Here is a 19772-nt window from a genome sequence, read left to right on the forward strand (position 1 = left end):
AGAAAATAGGTAATTATAGTAAATATGCAGCATTAACTGCATTAGGTACTTATATGATTTTGAATCCTAAAAAAGCTCAGGCACAAAGTCCTGCTGCTCCTGGAGATGGATTTTAAGTATTGAAGCAACTAAAATTAAAAATGTCACATAATTTTATGTGGCATTTTTTAGTTTATAGCAATAGCTTCCCAACTAAAAACGGTACGAAATATTTTTGAGGCAACAGTTCACAGATAAAACTTTGCACTTTTAAAATCATATAAAAAAATAGCACACTCTAACAGTTAAAAGAAATGTCAATAATTCTCTAATACATTTTTATCAAACCACAATAGTCATCAATTCAATAGCTTTTAAGATATAATTCAGCATGATGTACAATGTTTTTTAAAAGTACATGTAAATGCAAACTATCATCAGTTATGATACATAGCGTAAAGTATATTAAGTTACATTGTATAAAAAACGAACAATTTTATAAAAAAAATGTACGAAAAACACACCCCTTTACCTGTCATTTAAAGGATATTTGTTAAAACAATTATATTAACTAAAAATTTTTTAAAAATGAAACTAAGATTACTTTTTATGTTTACAGCAGCTTTGTTCTGCTTTGATTTACACGCTCAAATTGCACCAGAAGACCAGATTCAAAATGGTGACTTTTCAACTGGAGACACAACAAATTGGTTTGATAAAACTACTACTAACAATGCTGTGTCTCAATCTGAAGTTGTACTTGAATTTGGTGGTAATTATGTATACAAAAAAACGGTTACAACCTTAGGTGACTTTGCTTATTCAATAAGAATAAGACAACAAGATATAACGGCACCTGCCAATGCTAAAAAGGTTACTTTTAGAGCCAAAGGTAATGGTGGAGAGGAACTTTTCTTGACATTTGGTGCAAACCCAAATAAAGTTTCAACAACGATTACTTTAACCAATCAATGGGTAGATTACGAACTACCTTTAACTAATTCGGATGGTGGTAATGCAGCAGGTACAGTATCAAATTTAGATTTTCAGCAACGTAGTGTTGGTGTATTTTATTTAGATGATGTTATGTGGAGTGATGAAGCACCAGTTTTATCTACTGCATATGCTGTATTTGCTACTGCAAAAGTTTGGTTAGATAGTGCTACAGATATGCTAAATGTAAATGGTATAGAAGCAGATGCTATCGAGGTTTATACTATTAGTGGACAAAAAATAGCAGCTTATAATACACCAGCGTCTGCTATATCTTTAAGCGGATTATCTAAGGGTCTGTATTTAGTAAACATTAAAGCAGAACAAACTAGCAAAGTTTATAAAATTGTTAAGTAATACGCTTTACTAAGATTAATAGCTAAAAATCATCTTTGAATTTTTTTCAAAGGTGATTTTTTTATATAAAAAAATAAAAAATGAGAATAATTTACTGCTTATTGGTTTTGTTTCAATGTCAAATATACGCGCAGTCTACTTACAATATCAATTTAAATGGTAAGTGGGATTCTGGTGAAAACAGAAAGTACACAAAGGAGGTAAATGTGCCGGGTTTGGCTTCAGACCCAACAAAAATGAATGCACAAGAACTGTGGTATAGAAAGAAAATTATTTTACCTCAAGGCGATTGGACAAAAGCCACATTGTTGTTAAAAGGTGCACGGTTTATGCCAAAAGTATATGTAGATGGCAATTTGGTTTCAGAGCAAGCAGGAGGTATGGCACCAACCCTACATGCTTTACAGCATAAAAATATAAAACCAGGAAACACAGTAACCATTGAAATTGCATTAGCATCATTAAAAGATATGCCAGAAAGAGATGCTTCTCGCATTCCCAAAGCAGATTACTGGAGGTCTAATATAGCATCTCATCTTTGGGATGATGTCGTCTTAAAGTTGCATGGCAATGCATCTCTAGAACATGTTAACGGCTATACAGTGCTTAAAGATGATGAGGTGAAAATTAAATATCGCATCAATAATACCTCTAAAAAAGATTTTTCTAGCATAGAGGTATCTATGTTAGATAGTGATGGAAAAGAGATTTTAAAAAAGGCGTATAGTATTAGCGATGCTAAAGGCGAATTAACACTAAACGCATCAGGTAAGTTAAAATTATGGGAGCCTGAAACACCAAATTTATACAAACTGATAACTAAGTTAAAAAAAGGAAACAAAATTATAGATATTGATACCTGTAATTACGGGCATAGAGCGTTTAAAGTCAATGGAAAACAATTTGAGTTAAATGGGCATCCTACTAAATTTAGAGCAGCATCTGTAGTTTGGTACCGTTGGTTGCGTTATGCAGAGGTAAAAGAGTTGGCTTGGGATACCCAATGGTTTGAAGAACATATTGTAAAAAGATTAAAAGCTCATGGTGCAAATACCTTGCGTTTTCATTTAGGGATGCCCCCACAAAAATTTTTAGATTTGTGCGATAAATACGGGCTGTTTGTGCAAGCAGAATGGCACTTTTTTCATGGCATGGAGGCCTCAAAAAATAGCTTATTAGAGCAATGGGCTTCTTGGTTTGATGTATCATCTCGTTATCCTAGCAACGTATTGATGCACGGTTGGAATGAAACAGAAGGCGATCGTTTAAAAATAGCTTATGACGCGATTAGTGAGGTAGCAAAAGACTATCCTGGGTTAGTTATAGGGCATAGAGATGTTACCCACATACACAAATACTGGTGGAGCTTATTTGAAAATGTAGGCTTGTTTTATGATAGTTTTGATCAGTTTGAATTGCCTGTAATGGCAGATGAATATGGAGGAAACTACCTTGATGAATATGGAGATATTGGTGGCTATCCTATGGTGGCATCTGCATACAATCGTTTTTTAGGAGAAAATCATACCAAAGCACAAAGGTTTTATCATCATGCGCTTTCTAATGCAAAAATCTCTGAATATTGGAGAATTATAGATGTTGCTGGTTTTTCTCCCTTTTGTGTATTAGGATCTAAAGAAGATGGTAACCATTGGTTTTTAGGAGATATTAAACAAGGTAACCCAATGCCAGTTTGGAATGCATTAACTGCTGCATGGTCTCCAATAAGTGCGAATTTAAATATTTGGGACAGAAACTTTACTCCAGGTCAAGACATTGAATTGCCCATTGTGCTTTTTAATGATACTAGTAAAGATTTCAATATTAGAGTTAAATATTCAATTGAAAACCCCACCTATCGCCAAGCAACAACGTTTGAGATTATTGAGGTTCCCGTAAAAAAATATTCAAAATTAGAAAAAAAGGTAAACCTAAAGCTACCTGCTACAGAAGGGCATTGGTTGATAAAAGCAGAAGTTTTAAACCCACTAGCAGGTGTTAAACATCCTATTGTGTCTGAATGGGATATAAGAACAATAGTACCCAAGGTAGCTAAGGAATTGGCAAACCTTAGTATAGGTGTTTTTGATGAAGATAAGCACTTGCATAATTTTTTAACACAAAATAACTTAAAGGCACTACCTGCTTTTGACAAGGCAGCAGATATTATTATATTTTCTAAAAATACTTGGGATGCTAAGATGAAATCTCCGCAATTTATGGCTCAGATAGAGCAGCAGATAAGCAAAGGAAAGCATGTTGTTTTTTTAGATGTAGGACCAAACCTTTTAGGTCAGGGGTATGAGAGAAGTACAGCAGATTTACAAGGTGTACGTAAAAGTTCTGGGGGTATTATTTCTGAAGCATCGCTACCTTTTGGAGTAAAAGCTTTATTTAAGGAAGCTACTGAACCAGAAAGTCATATTCATCCAACCGATAATAACTTTCAATTATGGCAAAATATACCAAGAGAAGCAACATGGATGTGGAATGGATTAAAAGGTGGTTTAATAGTACCCTCTGTGGGTTTTGAGTTGTCTGGTTTAAGTGCAAGTTCTTTTCTTGAAACTTGGAAAGCAAAAGGAGCAGCTATTGAGAAAATAAAACAGGATAAGTATTTTAGTTATGAGTTAGAAGGGTTTTACGCCTTTTCAGAACGTGCTGATAATATTGAGTTACAAGATTCATTGCGGCAATCTGTTAAATTTCTTGTTGAAGATGCTCCTGCTTTAAAGTTACGTATTAATCCAGATGCTAAAATTTTAGTCACAAATCTTAATAAAGAGTTTAAAGAAAGCACGATGGGCAAAGCACAATCATTATCGCCTTTAGTTAGTGCCGGAAGAAATCTTAAAAAGAAACCCGTTTATGAAGTAGAATTTGGTAAAGGTTATGGTAAAGTAATAATTAGTCAATTAATTACAGATGGTAGATTAGATCGTACAGAACAAAAAACAAATAATTTAGAAAAAAAATACGACGCAGCTGCTGCACAAATGGTACTTAATATGCTAGAATACGTAATGAAGTAATGTACAATATTTAAAAAGGTAGCTGGTGTTTTGGAAATTGAATATAAATTCCGTTTTTTATTTTATATTTAGGATGTTTTTAATAACCAACACACATTGCTTTTTTTTAAAAAATAAAATATTGAGAAATTGATTTGATATTTATATTAGCATATATGAAAAAATATTTAAAAAAGATAAGCGCCTATGCTTGCGTATGTCTTCTATTTGGTGCGCTAGTAATACCCTCGAGTTTAAATTCTCAGTCTATTGATAATATTCGATTTGGTAAATTAGCATTACCAGATTTATATAAAAATATTCAAATAAACGGTATTGCAAAAGATGGTTTAGGTAATGTTTGGTATATAAATAGTGCAGGTTTACATAAGTATGATGGTGCCAAATTAACCACATTTAGTTCGGTTAATATTGCAGACAAAGCGTATTCTTTGTATGGCGTTTTAAGACATGTACAGGCTGATTCTACCTTTGTCTATGCAATGACTAGAAATGATATTTTTTATTTTAATATTAAAACCGAAGTCTTTAAAAGATTTGAAATAGCTAACTGTAATGAAATAAAAGTTAGTAACGAGACTTTATGGATAGCAACCTACAGTAAAATACTTAATCTAAAAACCAATCAATATCTACCAATTAAGCTAAACAAAGGAGAGATATTTAGTAAAATTCAGCCATCTAAAGACATGTTTTACATTGCTACCAATAAGCGAATGTTAGCATACAGTGTAGAGCATAAAACATTAATTGTATTAAAAGAGAATGTTAATGTAGAAGCATTATTTGTTGATAGTAAAAAAGATGTATGGTTTAGTGATAAAGGAAAAGGGATTTACAAATATAAGTTAGATAAACAGTTTACGTTTTTTGGTCCAGAAATAATTACTCCTACAGAAGTTCGTTGTTTTGAAGAAGATAATAATAATAATATTTGGATTGGTACTTATGGAGGTGTTTATATCATATCTCCTCAATCGAAGATAGCACATTATACAAATGATAATAATATTTCAGGAGGTTTATCGCATAATTCAATACTATCTATGTACAAAGATAGTAATGGCTTAATTTTAATAGGCACTTTTTTTGGAGGATTAAATTACTATAATCCCAATAATTTATTTACACATTACCAAGAAGCTATCAATCAAAAAGATGGTCTTAACTTTAAAGTAGTAAGTGAAATTGTTGAAGATAACAAAGGTAATTTATGGATTTGTACAGAAGGCGGAGGCTTAAATTGTTTAGATAAACAACAAAATAAAATTAACTATTATGAGCCTCCAGCATTAGATAATGGTATGGTTTACAACTCGTTTAAAGCCATCTATTACGATCAAAAAGAAACCCTTTGGATTGCTAGTATTGGAGGAGGTCTTTTTGAATTTAATATTAAAAATAAAAAATTCTCTAACTACGCACACAAAGACAACAACAATGTAGCTATCAGTTCTAATAAAATTAATGATATCGTTAAGTATAAAGAGCAGCTTTTTCTTTCTACGCAAAGTTCTGTAGAAGTATTTGATTTAAAAACAAAAACAGTCAAACCGTTATTTACAGACGCCTTTAAAATAGAGCATAAAGTACCGAATTATATTACATGCTTACAGGTAAAAGACGATGTAATATGGATGGGAAGTACAATGGGTTTGTTTGCTTACAATTTAAAAACAAAAACCTTAAACAGATATCAAGAAAATACGATAAACTCGGTAGCATCTAATAATATTAATGATCTTTTTGAAGATAGTAATGGACGTTTTTGGGTTGCTACAGATAAGGGTCTCGATAGATTTGATGATAAAAAGCAACAGTTTATAACCTATAAAAATACTGAAGAACAAAATAGAAATATTATTAAAGGAGTAGAAGAGCTCAACCCAGGATTTTTGGTTATATCAAGCATTAAAGGGATTAGTGTTCTAAGAATATTGGATGGTAAATTTAAAAATTATGACCAAAGTACGGGATTTCCATTACATGTGTTAAGCAATAAAAGCATTTTTGTGTCCCCTACAAAAAATCAAGTTTTTATTGGAGGTTTAGATGGTATGGTATCGTTTAGCTCTAATGAAATTTTTAAACCTTCTACTTTAATAAAACCGGTATTAACCAAACTAAAAATAAACAATCAAGAAATTAAGCCAAATGACAATGAAAAAATACTTCAAAAAACATTTGCTTTAACAGACACCATAATATTAAGGCCTGAGCATAAATCATTTCAAATAGATTTTTCATCAGATTCAGATAAAATATCTCAAAAAGGTAATTTTAAAGTGAGGCTTTTAGGTTTTGAATCAGATTGGATAGAGCCAGAAACAACGGCAGTTTCTTACACTAATTTAGATATTGGAGACTATGTTTTTGAAATAGAAAATATTGATAATTCAACGTTAAGAAGAATACTATATATAAAAGTTATACCATCAATATTTAATACAGTTTGGGCATATATATTGTATTTCTTGATAGTACTACTCATCTTGGTATTTTTTAATTATTTAATACTAACTAAAAGAAGGCTTCAAGATAAAGTTAAGTTAAAAGAAATTGAGCAAGAAAAAGAAGCAGAACACAACAAATCTAAGTTAATGTTTTTTACAAATATTTCTCATGAATTTAGAACACCATTAACACTTATCTCTGGTCATGTAGAAGCTCTTATGGGCAGTACTAAATTAACAACTAACGATTATAAAAAAGTTTTAGGAATTAATAAAAATACCAATAGACTAAACAGATTAGCGCTAGAATTACTTCAGTTTAGAAAACAAGAAGCTGGTGAATATAGAATAGAGGCAAGTGAACACGATATTGTAGAATTTTTAGAAGAGATTTACTACTCTTTTTATGAACTTAGTCAACGAAAAAATATCGACTACAATATTCATTACCAAACCAAACCAGTTAATGTTTGGTTTGATAGTTTACAACTCGAAAAAGTGTTTTATAATTTACTCTCAAATGCCTTTAAATTTACAAATGATGGTGGTAAAATAGAAATTTCAATCATTTCAAATAACAAAAGCGTTAGTATTAAGATTAAAGATACAGGTTATGGAATGAGCCCTGAACAGTTGTCAAAAATTTTCAATCGCTTTTATCAGTTAGAAAATATAGCGTCAACCATTCATCAAGGGACAGGTATAGGGTTGGCATTAACGAAAGGTATAATAGACGCTCATCACGGTAAAATAAATGTTGAAAGTGAATTAAACAAGGGTACTACCTTTTCGGTTGATCTTCTTTTGGACAAAAGTCACTTTACTTCTAAGGAGATTATATTTGAAAAGACACCTACTCCAGTATTTGTTTATGAATCTTATGAAAATCAAAGTATAATAGATTCTCAAATAACAAGCGAAAAGAAAGAAACAATACTTGTTGTTGAAGATAATAGTGAGCTAAGTCAATTACTAAAGGGCTTCTTAGATTTTAATTATGATGTACATCTTGCTAAAGATGGAAAAGAAGGTATGGAACTGGCATTAAAAATTCAACCTTCATTAATTCTCAGTGATATTATGATGCCAAATATTTCAGGAACAGAAATGTGTGCCAAACTTAAAACAAATATAAATACATCTCATATTCCAATTATTTTGCTCACAGCAAAAACAGCTGAAGAACATATGATTAGTGGCTTAGATATTGGTGCAGATGATTATATTACGAAACCTTTTAACTCAAAAGTTTTAATCGCTAGAATAAACAATATAATCTATTCTAGAAAAAAACTGAAGTCAATATTTTCAAAAAACCCATCAGAAAACATAAAAAAAATTGCGAAGAATAAAATAGATCTAGAATTTATGAATAAAGCAGAAAAAGTGGTCTTAGATAATTTAGATAATGAGCAATACGATGTCAATAAAATGTGTTTAGATTTAAATTTAGGAAGAACAATCCTGTACGCTAAAATGAAATCTATTACTGGTAAAACGCCTAACGATTTTATTAAAATTATAAGACTAGAAAAAAGCAAAAAATTACTTATAGAACAGCCTAATATTACAATATCACAAGTTGCATATGATTGCGGCTTTTCTTCACAACAATATTTTAGTAAATTATTTAAGGAACAGTACGGAGTGTCACCAAAAAAGTTCCAAAACAAATAAAATAGCTCTTAATGCATTATATATAAGTCTTTTTAATTTAAAAGGACAATTGTTTAAAAAAAGTGAATTATCGTATAAAAATATTTTAAGGAAAAAATTTTAATTTGTCAAACAAAAGTTAAACGCAAGATAATTGCAAAACATATTAAGTAAACAACTTATGAAATTATACTATTTTAAAAGAAGTTATTTTTTATTATTTATTTTGATCACTCTAGGTTCAGTAAGTTTTACATCAGGGCAAAATAAAATACAAGGTACAGTGGTCGATGAAATGGGGCCAATACCTGGGGTGTCAGTTGTTGTTAAGGGAACAACTAGAGGTGTTGAGTCAGATTTTGATGGTCGTTTCAATATTAATGTTTCAATTAATGAAATTTTAGTTTTTTCGTATCTAGGAATGGAGTCTCAAGAAGTTAAAGTAACAAATTTTAATGATTTAAAAATTACGTTAAAAGTTGCCTCAACTGCATTAGAAGAAATTGTTATTGTTGGTTATGGTGCTCAGAAAAAAGAATCCGTAGTAGGGGCTATATCACAAGCTAAAGGTGAATTGCTTATGCAATCTGGGGGTGTAGCAGATGTTACACAAGCTTTACAAGGTCGTTTACCAGGGGTTACTACGATAAGTGGTGGTGGTAGGCCAGGTTCAGAAGAAACTCAAATATTTATTAGGGGTTCCAGTTCTTGGAACGGTAATGGACAACCTTTAATCTTGGTAGATGGTGTTGAGCGTCCAATATCTGATATCGATGCTAATGAAATAGAAAATATATCCGTTTTAAAAGATGCCTCTGCAACGGCTGTTTTTGGTGTACAAGGAGGTAATGGAGTTATTCTTATTACCACTAAACGTGGTAAAATAGGAAGCACACAGCTATCAGTATCCGCAAACTCAACAATTAAGGTGCCTTCTAGAGTACCAAGACAATTAAATTCTTATGATTCTTTTATGGGGCTAAATGATGCAGTTATACAAGAATTAATGTATGATGAAGGAGCTTGGGCGTATTATACCCCATTAGCAATTGCAGAACGTTATAGAAACCAAGCTACACAAGATGATTTAGAAAGATATCCAAATGTAGATTGGGAAGATTTTTTATTAAAAGATTTTGCAGTTGATAATAGAGTAAATCTTACAGCGAGAGGAGGGTCTGCATTTGCCAAATATTTTGGTAGTCTATCATTTCAAAATGTTGGTGATATATTTAAAACAGGTAGTACAGTAGACAATGGAAGAGGTTATGGAAGTTCTTTTGAATACAATAGGTTTAATTATCGTTCAAACTTAGATTTTAACATTACAAAAACAACCAAAGCTTCTATTAACTTATCGGGTTCATTTGCTACGCAGAACCAGCCTAATGGTGAGTCAAGAAGAATTTATCAAGGGTTGTATAGGGTAATGCCTTATTTATATTACCCAAGATATTCAGATGGTGCTTATGGGTACCCTTTTCCAGATGATCCTAACTTGCAAAATCCTTTCTTTAACTTAACAGCAGCGGGTGTTACAAGATCGAATAGGTTGAAATTGAACACAGACATTTCTCTTGAGCAAAAACTAGATTTTATTACAAAAGGATTGGTGTTTAAGGGCTTGTATTCGTATGATAGTTATATGACTTCAACACAAAGTATAGATGATGGTGATTTGAATGGGGTTTTTAAATTTTATGACCAAAATGGCGAAGAGCAAATTGTATATACCATAGATCCTGTAAACGACTTTCAACAAGAAATTAGGCCTTGGGAACTAGGAAATATTAATTTAAATAATGGTAGCCGTACCAGAAATTTAAATTACCAAGCTTCTTTAAATTATGACAATACTTTTGCAGACGACCATAATGTTAGTGGATTGTTTTTGTTTAGAAGACAAGAGAGAACAACAGGAAACAATAACCCTAGGTTTAGAGAAGATTGGGTAGGTCGTATTACCTATAATTATAAAAACACCTACTTTATAGAGGTTAATGGCGCTTATAATGGTTCAGAACAATTTGCAAAAGGATACCGTTTTGACTTATTTCCATCTTTAGCTTTGGGTTGGACACTTTCTAATAATGATTTTTTACAGGATACGGAGTGGTTAAATAAACTTAAAATAAGGGGTTCATATGGTGTTGTAGGAGATGATAATTACGGAGGTCAACCTTATGGATACCTAACACAATGGGCAGATCGTGGAACAGGTGTTACCATTGGTAGCGCGTTAGATTATAGAGATCGATCTGATTATTTAGTGTATTACGAATCTTTATTAGGAAACCCAAATTTAAGATGGGAAGTGGTAACCAAAGCAAATATTGGAGCAGAAGTTTCCCTATTAAATGGCGCGATATCTTCTGAATTTGACTTCTTTATAGAAAAAAGAGACGATATTTTTATTTCTGCAGATGATAGGGCTGTACCAAACTTTGTTGGTATTGCACCACCAAGTGGTAACTTAGGAAAAGCCGAAGTAAAGGGGTTTGAAGTAACACTTAAACTAAACCATACTTTTAATAATGGAATGAAAGTTTGGTTAGATGCCAATTATAATAGAGCTATAGATAAGGTAATTTCTAGAGATGAGCCTTTATTAGCTCCATTTTATACCAAAGACCAGGGCTATCAAATAGGGCAAACAAGAAGTGCGATACCAACTAATATTATGCAAAGTTGGGATGACATTTATACGTCTACACCTTTAGAGGATTTAGACGATAATAAACGAATAGGGAGTTATGATATTGTAGATTTTAACGGAGATGGTTTGTACAAAAGTATTGATGATATTGTTCCTTATGGGTATCCAAATCGTCCACAAAACAACTGGTCAGCAACGTTCGGTTGGGAATGGAAAAATTTTAGTGTTATGGCTCAATTCTACGGAATGAACAATGTATCTAGAATTTTCGGCACAGGAACAAGTGGGCAAGGTGCACCAGCTCTTTTTGACTTCGAATCAAATTACTGGACAAAAGACAATCCGAATGCAGCGTTTACACACAAGGATATTCTTGTTAATGGTAGGCAAGATCCTTTCAGAAATCTATGGGATGCCTCTATGGTGCGTTTAAAAACTTTTGAAATTGCATATAAAATTCCAAAGAAAACTGTAGCTAAATTAGGAGCACAGACTATGAGAGTATTTGTTAATGGTAATAATCTTTTCTTGTGGTCAGATGTTCCAGATGATCGTGTTTTCGATGGAGTTTCAGAAAAAGGAGGTACCGATTACCCAGCTTTTAGAAGAATAAATTTTGGTTTCACTTTAGATTTTTAAGAACATAATAAAAATTAACGTCATGAAAAAATATATAAGTTTAGTAATATTAACATGTTTTCTCTATTCTTGCGAAGAATACCTTGAGAGAGTTCCAGAAGCAGATCTGCAAGCAGAAGACATTTTTAAAGACTTTGCTGGTACGCAAGGGTTTTTAGAAGATATGTATGGTTATGTTACCAACTATGCGGTACACCCATATTATTCATCTGCTTTTCTTTTGGGAGATGAAGTAAAAGTATATGGTAGAGATTTTACCTTTCAAAATAGAGTAGAAGAGGGTAATTTAAGAGCGTGGTACAAAGGAAGCCTCGATAGAAGATACAATTATTTTGATTTAAATAGAGGTGATGTACCTAATCCAGTGCATAGTCAAACCAGACAATTTGGTGCAGGAATATGGCAAGGCTGGGCTGGCATTCGTAGAGCAAATACCGTATTAGAAAATATAGATTTAATGGTAAATGCTACAGAATTCGAAAAAGATTTAATTAGAGGTCAAGCCCTTTTTTTTAGAGCCTTTTTTCATCATGAGATTATGAAATTTTGGGGTAGAATACCTTATATTGAATCTACATGGGATGGAGATGGAAATTATCAACAATATGTGCGTCCTGCTACATTTGCAGATACAGCCAGACGTTTAAATCAAGATTTAGAAGAAGCTGCCAAGTACGTTCCAGAAAGTTGGAGTCATCTTGCGGCACAAATAGCTAATAATCCAAGTTTAATTCGTACTTTAAGAGTATCAGAGTTAGCAGATACTTACATGCATATCAATAAGGCAATAGTACATGCGTATCAAGGTAAAAATTGGTTATTGGCTGCATCACCTTTAATGCAAGGGACAACAGATACTTATGGGTATAGTCAAGAATTTTGCGACAATGCAGCTGCTGCTTTTGCCAAAGTGATCGATTTAGACAATAGAAATGTAAATAACCTTGGTTTAGCATCAAAAGAAGATTATTATAAGGTATTTTATTCTACACAAGATGATGGTAATACAGTGGTACCTGGTACACGTCCAGAAGCTTATGAGTTCATTTTTAGTGCACAACCAAGTAACTCACAGCGCATTCAATTGCCAGCAACATTTGCTTTACAAGAAAATGGGGCTTGTTTTCAAACACCAACCCATTCATTTGTACAACACGCTTTTGGTATGAAAGATGGCATGTCTATAGAAGATAGTCCTCTTTATGACCCTACTGATCCTTGGGCAAATCGTGATCCACGTTTTGATATGTGGATTATTAAAGACGGTGATCAAATAACCGTAAAACCAAGTAATAATGCTTATAAGCAATATGCAGAGTTGTATACAGGAGGCACGCATCGCGATTTTTTTGGATCGAATAACAATGGCGGTAAAAGTGGTACAGGATATGCAGCTAAAAAATGGTATCCTATAGATTTTAATAGACACGATAATAGAAGAAATATCATTACACACCATCTATTAATGCGTTTAACAGATGTGTATTTAATGTATGCAGAGGCTATGACCATGTCATCCTATGGCCCTTCTGGTAATCCTGCTTTTGTAACTGATGGAGGTATAGTTAGTATGAGTGGCCTAGAAGCAGTTAACTTAATTAGAGCAAGATATCCAAACTTACCACCTGTTGATACATCTTATCCTGGTATTGGAAGTAACCCACAGAAATTTATGGATGTTTTAAGAAAGGAAAGAGCTATGGAACTTTCTTTTGAAGCTCATAGATGGGTAGATATAAGAAGGTGGGTACTAGCCGATAAAATGGAATACAGAAATAAAACTGCTTTAGACTTTGTAAGAGGTGCTAATGGTAAACCAACAGAAATGGTTGAAAGAACTTTAGTAACTACCGTTTGTGAGTATCCAAAACACTTTTGGTTGCCTTTTCCTATAGAAGATGTACAAATATTTCAAGGGTTTGAACAAAATCCAGGTTGGTAATATTGTAAGAGGTAATCTATTTTTTCATTTTAATCAACACCAACAAATAAATACTAAAATTAGAATCATACACTATGATAAATCAATTTAAATATTATAAATGTTTCTTATTGTTCACTATCATCACTTTAAGTGCCAATTTTGATATCTATTCACAGATAAAAAAGGCAGAAACATTTAAAATAAATATTACAGATGAAAGTGGTAATAAAATCAGTGGAGTTAAAATATACAATTCTAAGGGTAAAATCTTTTACTCGAATAATAATGGATATTCAAATATACAACTTGACAACGATGATAAAAAATTAGTTTTAGAAAAAAAAGGATTTAAGGATAAAACCATAACTTTTGATGAGTTGACTACTACTATTATTATGCAAACTACTTTGCGCTATGCAGATGATCAAGATAAAACAGAAGTCGCATTTGGTACAACAGTGAAAAGGAAAATTAGCAATCCCATCTCTACCGTCACTCCCAATGATTTTGGAATTTATGATAATAGAATTTTAGTAAATGAAATTATAGGGAATAGATTTCTAGGAATGAAAAGTAACAATTCTATTAGAGGCTTTGGCGGCTCTAACCAAGCTTTAATTGTTGTTGACGGTGTTTTAGGAAGAAATATAAATAATCTTACCTTACAAGAAGTAGAACAAATATCTGTTTTAAAGGATGCTTCATCTGTTGCTATGTATGGGTCTCAGGCATTAAACGGAGTTATTCAAATCACTACAAAAAGAGGTAAAGTCAATCGTAGAGAGATTAATGTAAGGATAGATTCTGGTGTTAGACAGCCTTTAGCATTACCAGATTATTTGAATGCACCAGAGTATATGACGTTGTATAACGAGGCTTTGGTTAATGATGGTTTGACCCCAATATTTAATAATGCGCTTATTCAGAATACTTTAAGTGGTGAGAATCCTTACCTTTATCCAGATATCGATTTCTTTTCACGTGACTATGTTAAAACATTTGCACCAACCTATGATATAGGTGCAGAGTTTTTAGGAGGTAATGATAGAATGCAATATTACGTTAATCTTGGTTGGTCGCATCAGGCTTCATTAGAAAATTTAGTGCCAGATGTGAATAAAGGAGTAAATGCATTTAGTATTAGAGGTAACTTAGATTTTAAAATTAACGATAAAATTTCAAGTACACTAGACGCAAATTTATTAATAAGGTCTAATCAATCTGCTAGAAGTGATTTAGGAGCAAGTGTTTTTCAATTTGGTACAACATTCCTTCCCAACCAATATGCTCCAATATTACCGCTAGAGTATATGCTACTCGAGAATAATGATGTTTTAACAGAAAAACTTGCTGGGGCAAATATATATGCTGGGGGTATCTTAGGTTATAGTCAAACAAACCCTACACCAAACCCTTTAGCTGCAGTATATGCAGGAGGTAGTCAGGACGATATGACTATTTATGGGCAATTTACGAATACTATAAATTTCGATTTAAATAGCCTATTAACGGGTTTGTCAGGAAAAACAAGAATGAGTTTCGATTTATTTGATCAACATCGTTTACAATATAGAAATACTTATAACTTTTATAATCCGTTTTGGGTAGGAAATAAAATATTTGATATTGATGGACAAGGACAAAATGACCAACAAGGACTAACCCAATTTGTTACAGGTTTAGATTACGACATGCGTTTTGGGGCATCAATTCAATTAGATCACCAAGCCAATATTGATAATATCCACAATTTTAAAACTACACTACTAGGATATTATAATAACATTACTACGGATGTGATTAGTGATGATGGTACAAGACAAACTTATAAATATCCACACCTAGGTTTGTCAACAAGTTATACTTACCTAGATAAATTTATTTTAGACGTATCTGCCACCCTAAACCATTCTATAAAATTAGCTAAGGGTAATAGAGCAGGTCTGTCTACTACAAGTAGCATAGGGTATATTTTAAGTGAAGAAAATTTTATTAAAAACACAAATTTTATAGACTTTTTGAAACTAAAAGTGTCATCTGGAGTATTATATTCCGATTTAAACTTAGGTTTAAACTCCTTTTACTTATATGAACCTTTAGTAAATTTAGATGGTGGTAGTTTTAACTGGCAAGAAGGTGTTGGAAATAATAAAGTTTCATTTATACAAGGTGCTAATAGTAATTTAGGTTTCGAAAAGCGAGTGGATTTAAACATTGGTTTTGAGGCATTATTATGGAATTCGTTAAGTATAGAATTTAATGTTTTCCAAACAGATATTGAAGATAAAATAATTGCATTAGACACTCCATATCCCTCTTACTACGATGATTTTAAAGCCTTTGAAAATTTTGAAGCTGATCGTTATCGAGGACTCGAGTTAGGGCTAAATTATACGAAATCATGGAGTGATTTTAGATTAAATTTCGGTGGTAATTTTATGTTAAATGATAATACTGCACTTATTAGAGATGAAAATAGACAGTATGCATATCAAAATAGACAAGGAATTTCACTAAACCCTATATTTGGCTATCAAAACCTAGGATTTTACGGTTTTGAAGATTTTGACGCTAATGGAAACTTAGCAAATAATTTACCAGATCCACAAGCAGTGGTGCAACCTGGAGATATTAAATATGTAAATCAAAATCCAAACGATGACAATGTTATAGATAATTTCGATCAAGTTTATTTAGGTAGAGGTTATAATCCTATAAGCTATAATTTAAATTTACAAATGACTTACAAAAGACTTACTTTATACCTTCAAGGTGTGGGTCAGTCAGGTGGAATATCTCCTTTAACAAATAGTTATTTTCAAGTAACTGGTAATGATAAATATTCTGAAAGTGTGGTAAATCGCTGGACACCTGCTACTGCAGCAACAGCAACATACCCAAGGTTATCAACAGGAAACGCTAATAACAATTTTAAAAACTCAGATTTTTGGATTTATAGTACTTCGTATTTCAACTTATCCAGAGCCCAATTAACTTATGAAGTTAGCGAAAACTTATGTAAAAAACTAGGCATAAAGCAACTAAGTATACATGCTTCAGGTAGTGATATTTTTCGTATTGCTAAAGACAAAGACATACAACTATTGAGAATTGGTAGCGAACCAAGAACAAGAAATATTTTAATTGGATTAAGAACCTCATTTTAAAGATTTAAATTATGCACAAGAAGATATATTTTAGCTTCATTTTAATACTCTCGTTCGTTTCATATTCTTGTGAAGATATGTTAGAACCAAAAGATGAAAATATCATAAATGAAGAATTTGTATTTAATGACCCTGTTTTCTCAGAAGGTATTTTATTAAATGCATATAATTTAATACCAACATTCTCTTCAGTAAATAACGAGCTTGATATGGCTACAGACAACGCAGTTTGTAATCAACCTACAAATAATATTTTAAGAATGGCTACTGGAGAGCTTTCAAGCTTTTTTAATCCTGTAAATAGATGGGGTAGGTATTCACATATTTTATATGTAAATAAGTTTTTAGAAAATAGTAATGATGTAGTTTGGTCTAAAGATCCAACAATTAATTCGTATTTCTCAGATAGGTTAAAAGGAGAAGCTTTGGCTTTAAGAGCATTACAGCACTTTTATATCCTTCAGGCTCATGCAGGTGTAGGAAATAATGGTACTTTACTAGGCATTCCTTACATAGATCAATTTATTGAGGTTGATGGTAATTTTAACATACCTCGATTAAGTTTTCAAGAAACTGTAGAGCGTATCAATAACGATTTTGAAGCTGCATTTAATTTATTGCCTTATGTATATACTAATAATGCTTCAGAAATACACCCTAAAGATCAAAATAAAGACGAAGAAGCATACTTGCTGGTTAATTCACCAAACTACGAAGGACGTTTTTGTGGTTTGTTTGTAAGAGCTTTTCAGGCAAAATTAAACTTACTCGCAGCTAGCCCAGCATACTTAAATAATCAAGAGTATTATAGAAAAGCTGCAGAGTATGCAGCTGAAACCATCAATAGTGCTTGGAATAATATTTTACCCATTGATGGCTTAACATTTTACGAAAATAATTCAAATGAAATATTATGGGCACAACCAAGGTCAAATAATTCTTCCTTAGAAGAAGATGTGTATCCACCATTTATTGATGGTGACGGTGGTAATGGTAGAGTCAACCCTTCTCATAACCTTGTTGCTAGTTTTCCTTTAGCGAATGGTTATCCAGCAACCACAAGTAATGGTTTAGATTTACAAAACCCATATAACAATAGAGATCCAAGATTACAAGCTTATATTGTTACCAATGGATCTTCTATAAGTGGTCAAAATATAAACACCGGTATTTCTGGAGGTGGTAATAGGGTAGATTCTTTAGTAACACGTTCAACAAGAACAGGTTATTATTTAAGAAAACATACTGTAAGCAATGTAAGTATATCCCAGTCTGGTGGAAATGTTTCTGCGTTTCATTATGATGGATATTTAAGAGCTACAGAGTTATTCTTAATTTTAGCGGAGGCTCAAAATGAAGTGGTTGGTGCAGATGGTGTTTTACCTGGAAGTTTTTTAAGTGCTAGAGAAATTTTAGCACAAATAAGAAAAAGACCTCAGAGCCCAGGTTTTGTAGATGACTATTTAAACGGTTTATCAGATATTACAGATTTAATTAAGAATGAAAGGCGTATTGAATTATGTTTCGAAGGAGCAAGATTTTGGGATATCAGACGTTGGAATCTTCCATTAAATGAAGAAGTTATAGGAAGCGAGTTCTTAGGAAGCACTGAAGGATATCAAACTTTTCCTGTTGAAAATCGTAATTTTCAAGAATTTGCTAGATTTATGCCTATTAGCAATAGTGAAATACAAAAATTTAGTGCTTTAGAACAAAATAAAGGATGGTAACTATTATTGAAATAATAATAATTGCCGAATTCAAGAGTTAATAAAGTTTAAAATCCAATAATAAACATGGATAGGTTGGATAAAAATATAATAAAATTTAATTATAAGAACACAATGAAAGGATATTATCAAATAATGATGTTAATAGTTGTAGCAACTTTTTTATCATGTGAAAATCAACCAAATGAGTTTGATGATTTTGGAATTACAACAACATGGTTTCCATATCAAACACCAGCCAGAACACTTATTTTAGGTAATTATGATGTTGGTTTTAATGATAATGACAATGATTTTAAATTTGAAATCGGAGCGAAATTAAGTGGGCTTTATGAAAACAAAATAGATCGTTATTATTATTATGAGATAGATGAAAGTCTATTAGATACAATTGCTAATGTTCAAGCATTACCTTCTTCATATTACACCATAGAAACACCAAATCCTGTTACGATTCCTGCTGGAAGAATGGACGGAAGAATTACTGTAAAATTAAATGATAATTTTTTTAATGACCCAAAGTCGTTTTATCCTAAGAAAGATTCCGTAAATTATGTGATACCTCTTGTTATTTATAGAGTAGAAAAAATAGATTCTATTTTAACTGGGCTTCCAGCCGATGGTGTTACAAACCCACATCGTTTAATTAAAGATGATTGGGAAATTCAACCTAAAGATTATACGTTATTTGGTATTAAATTTATCAATAAATATCATGGAATGTATTTTAAAAGAGGTGCAGATAGAGTGGTTTCTAGTACATTAGATACTACGTTTATATACAGAGCTGATTATGTTGAAAAGGATCTTGTTAGAGATGTTATTATTTCTGGAAGAAATAATGTTGTAATAGAGAATAATATTGTTCGTAGAGGTGGTTTACAAAGTCCTGGTACTGTAGCTATAGAGTTGGCTTTTGATGAAAATGAAAACTGCATTATTACGAGTCCAGATGGGGCTTATAATGTTTCTGGAACAGGCACATTTGTAAAAGAAGGAGGTGAATGGGGTGGAAAAAAAAGAGATGTAATTTTTGTAAATTATACTTATGATGATCTTGTAAATAATGAAAATCATGTTGTAATTGACACTTTCGTAGTTAGAAACAGAGGCGTAGTTTTTGAATCTTTTCCAGTAGTGATTAAAAAGTAGTATAATTTTATAAAAACTTTGTTTGAATTTGTTT

At 32.0% G+C, this 19772-nt stretch carries 8 protein-coding genes; all 8 read left to right on the plus strand.

All coding sequences use genetic code 11. The features are described from left to right. Positions 1 to 567: 567 nt before the first annotated feature. The 8 genes from IU405_RS07675 (at position 568) to IU405_RS07710 (ending at position 19738) form a co-directional block, all read left to right on the plus strand. Positions 568 to 1329, plus strand: coding sequence for a T9SS type A sorting domain-containing protein (locus IU405_RS07675; RefSeq protein WP_197438029.1), 762 nt, complete (start codon positions 568 to 570; stop codon positions 1327 to 1329). Between the two features lie 80 nt (positions 1330 to 1409). Continuing rightward, positions 1410 to 4361 carry a hypothetical protein gene (locus IU405_RS07680; protein ID WP_197438030.1) on the plus strand — a complete coding sequence of 984 codons (2952 nt, stop codon included), beginning with the start codon at positions 1410 to 1412 and terminating at the stop codon, positions 4359 to 4361. 155 nt (positions 4362 to 4516) lie between these two features. Then, complete coding sequence (locus IU405_RS07685) at positions 4517 to 8491, plus strand: ATP-binding protein (RefSeq protein WP_197438031.1); 3975 nt, start codon at positions 4517 to 4519, stop codon at positions 8489 to 8491. Positions 8492 to 8651: 160 nt separating this feature from the next. Continuing rightward, the gene (locus IU405_RS07690; RefSeq protein WP_197438032.1) at positions 8652 to 11765 is read left to right on the plus strand and encodes a SusC/RagA family TonB-linked outer membrane protein; all 3114 of its coding nucleotides are present in this window, start codon (positions 8652 to 8654) and stop codon (positions 11763 to 11765) included. Between the two features lie 163 nt (positions 11766 to 11928). Beyond that, a complete protein-coding gene (locus IU405_RS07695) occupies positions 11929 to 13707 on the plus strand; it encodes a RagB/SusD family nutrient uptake outer membrane protein (RefSeq protein WP_197438033.1) in 1779 nt (592 codons plus the stop codon). Between the two features lie 110 nt (positions 13708 to 13817). After that, a complete protein-coding gene (locus IU405_RS07700) occupies positions 13818 to 16856 on the plus strand; it encodes a SusC/RagA family TonB-linked outer membrane protein (protein ID WP_197438034.1) in 3039 nt (1012 codons plus the stop codon). Positions 16857 to 16933: 77 nt separating this feature from the next. Beyond that, positions 16934 to 18586, plus strand: coding sequence for a RagB/SusD family nutrient uptake outer membrane protein (locus IU405_RS07705; RefSeq protein WP_197438035.1), 1653 nt, complete (start codon positions 16934 to 16936; stop codon positions 18584 to 18586). Positions 18587 to 18721: 135 nt separating this feature from the next. Then, complete coding sequence (locus IU405_RS07710) at positions 18722 to 19738, plus strand: DUF5627 domain-containing protein (protein ID WP_197438036.1); 1017 nt, start codon at positions 18722 to 18724, stop codon at positions 19736 to 19738. Positions 19739 to 19772 lie beyond the last annotated feature (34 nt).

Source organism: Polaribacter sp. BAL334 (assembly GCF_015767435.1).
Lineage (GTDB): Bacteria > Bacteroidota > Bacteroidia > Flavobacteriales > Flavobacteriaceae > Polaribacter.

Excerpts from the sequence above, each read along its gene's own strand:
- IU405_RS07690 (WP_197438032.1), top strand. The coding sequence starts at position 8,652 with ATGAAATTATACTATTTTAAAAGAAGTTATTTTTTATTATTTATTTTG.
- IU405_RS07705 (WP_197438035.1), top strand. The coding sequence starts at position 16,934 with ATGTTAGAACCAAAAGATGAAAATATCATAAATGAAGAATTTGTATTT.
- IU405_RS07685 (WP_197438031.1), top strand. The coding sequence starts at position 4,517 with ATGAAAAAATATTTAAAAAAGATAAGCGCCTATGCTTGCGTATGTCTT.
- IU405_RS07675 (WP_197438029.1), top strand. The coding sequence starts at position 568 with ATGAAACTAAGATTACTTTTTATGTTTACAGCAGCTTTGTTCTGCTTT.
- IU405_RS07695 (WP_197438033.1), top strand. The coding sequence starts at position 11,929 with ATGTATGGTTATGTTACCAACTATGCGGTACACCCATATTATTCATCT.
- IU405_RS07710 (WP_197438036.1), top strand. The coding sequence starts at position 18,722 with ATGATGTTAATAGTTGTAGCAACTTTTTTATCATGTGAAAATCAACCA.
- IU405_RS07680 (WP_197438030.1), top strand. The coding sequence starts at position 1,410 with ATGAGAATAATTTACTGCTTATTGGTTTTGTTTCAATGTCAAATATAC.